Annotated in this window: 2 protein-coding genes; both read left to right on the top strand. The window is 66.1% G+C overall.

Translation table 11 applies throughout. From position 1 onward, the window contains the following. Positions 1-750 carry an electron transfer flavoprotein subunit beta/FixA family protein gene (locus tag GR328_RS26425; protein WP_160888617.1) on the top strand — a complete coding sequence of 250 codons (750 nt, stop codon included), beginning with the start codon at positions 1-3 and terminating at the stop codon, positions 748-750. 15 nt (positions 751-765) lie between these two features. Then, a partial coding sequence (locus tag GR328_RS26420) for an electron transfer flavoprotein subunit alpha/FixB family protein (RefSeq protein ID WP_160888616.1) occupies positions 766-1,662 on the top strand: 897 nt, incomplete at its 3' end.

The following is a 1,662-nucleotide window of genomic DNA, read 5'->3' as shown; positions in this document are numbered from 1 at the left end:
ATGAAGCTTCTTGTGTGCGTGAAGCGGGTTGTTGACTACAACGTGAAGATCCGGGTGAAGCCGGACGGGTCTGGCGTTGAGCTTTCGAACGTGAAGATGTCGATGAACCCCTTTGACGAGATTGCCGTCGAGGAGGCCGTGCGCCTCAAGGAGCAGGGCAAAGCCACCGAGATCGTCGCCGTCTCCATCGGCCCGCAACAAGCGGCGGAGACCATCCGCACGGCGCTCGCCATGGGTGCCGACCGCGGCATCCTGGTCAAGACCGACGCGGTCGTCGAGCCGCTCGCCGTGGCCAAGATCCTCAAGGGCGTGATCGAGCAGGAGAAGCCCGATCTCGTGATCATGGGCAAGCAGGCCATCGACGACGATTCCAACCAAACCGGCCAGATGCTCGCCGCCCTTCTCGGCTGGCCGCAGGGCACGTTCGCGTTCAAGGTCAATGTGGGCGAGGGTTCGGTCGACGTGACCCGCGAGGTCGATGGTGGCCTGCAGACGGTGGGATTGAGGCTGCCCGCCATCGTCACCACGGACCTGCGCCTCAACGAGCCGCGCTATGCGTCCCTGCCCAATATCATGAAGGCCAAGAAGAAGCCGCTCGACGAGACGAGCCCGGAGACGCTCGGCGTCGACGTGTCCCCGCGCCTGAAAGTGCTCAAAACGGCAGAGCCCGGCGGCCGCAAGGCGGGCGTGAAGGTCGGCTCCGTGGCCGAGCTGGTCTCGAAGCTCAAGACCGAAGCCGGCGTGCTCTAAGGGAGAACAAGAACGATGACCACGTTGCTGATTGCCGAGCACGACAACGCTCAGCTGAAGGATGCCACCCACAAGGCCCTCTCCGCGGCCATGGCGCTGGGCGCGCCCGTGCACGTGCTGGTGGCCGGCTCCAACGCCCGCGCCGCGGCGGAAGCCGCTGCGAAGCTCGAGGGTGTCGAGAAGGTGCTGCTCGCGGATGGCCCCGCTTACGAACACATGCTCGCCGAGCCGACTGCGGCCCTGATCGTGTCGCTCGCCTCCTCCTACGACGCCCTGGTGGCGCCCTCGACCTCCAACGGCAAGAACACCATGCCGCGGGTGGCGGCGCTTCTCGACGTGATGCAGATCTCCGACATCACCAAGGTGGTGTCGCCCGACACCTTCGAGCGTCCGATCTACGCGGGCAACGCCATTCAGACCGTGCAGGCGACCGATGCCAAGAAGGTGATCACGGTGCGCACCGCCGCCTTCCCGGCCGCGGGCGAGGGCGGCTCCGCTCCCATCGAGGCGGTGAATGCGGCGGAGGACCCGGGCGTGTCGAGCTTCAAGGGCGAGGAGATCGCCAAGTCCGACCGTCCGGAACTGACCTCGGCCCGGATCATCATTTCGGGCGGGCGCTCGCTGGGCTCGGCGGAGAACTTCAAGACCTATATCGAGCCGATCGCCGACACGCTCGGCGCGGCGATGGGCGCCTCGCGCGCGGCGGTGGATGCGGGCTATGCGCCCAACGACTGGCAGGTGGGCCAGACCGGCAAGGTGGTGGCGCCCGATCTCTACATCGCGGTGGGCATCTCCGGAGCGATCCAGCACCTGGCGGGCATGAAGGATTCCAAGGTGATCGTGGCCATCAACAAGGACGAAGAGGCGCCGATCTTCCAGATCGCCGATTACGGCCTCGTCGGCGACCTCTTC

This window comes from Microvirga makkahensis (assembly GCF_009830105.1).
Taxonomy (GTDB): domain Bacteria; phylum Pseudomonadota; class Alphaproteobacteria; order Rhizobiales; family Beijerinckiaceae; genus Microvirga; species Microvirga makkahensis.
The sequence above is the reverse complement of the archived record's forward strand: the minus strand, read 5'-3'. Positions and strand labels throughout refer to the sequence as shown.

What these genes read in the sequence shown, in the direction of transcription:
- GR328_RS26425 (WP_160888617.1), top strand. Translation starts at nt 1, where the DNA reads ATGAAGCTTCTTGTGTGCGTGAAGCGGGTTGTTGACTACAACGTGAAG.